Origin of the sequence: Acetobacter sp. DsW_059, from assembly GCF_002153695.1 — a bacterium.
Lineage (GTDB): Bacteria > Pseudomonadota > Alphaproteobacteria > Acetobacterales > Acetobacteraceae > Acetobacter > Acetobacter thailandicus.
On the sequence record NZ_JOPI01000143.1, the window covers coordinates 1 to 258 of the forward strand.

1 pseudogene is annotated in these 258 nt (G+C 48.4%); it reads left to right on the plus strand.

Going from position 1 to position 258, the window contains the following annotated elements:
• A pseudogene (locus tag HK25_RS13155) lies at positions 1 to 258 on the plus strand (hypothetical protein); the annotation flags it as partial.

The following is a 258-nucleotide window of genomic DNA, read 5'->3' on the forward strand; positions in this document are numbered from 1 at the left end:
CTCCGACTTATGATGCGATTCTTGACTGGTATCAGACGCAATATCGCTCAATTTACGGATCTGACATTGTGCTTGATAACTCTACACAAGACGGCCAGTGGATCGCTATTCAGGCACAGGCAATGAACGCCTGTAATCAGGCGATGATCACCGTTTTCAACTCCTTTTCTCCGGCGAAATCTCAGGGTACGGCGCTGTCAGGCAATGTTAAAATTAATGGTATTACGCGCTCGGCTGCGACAAACTCCACCTGTGACG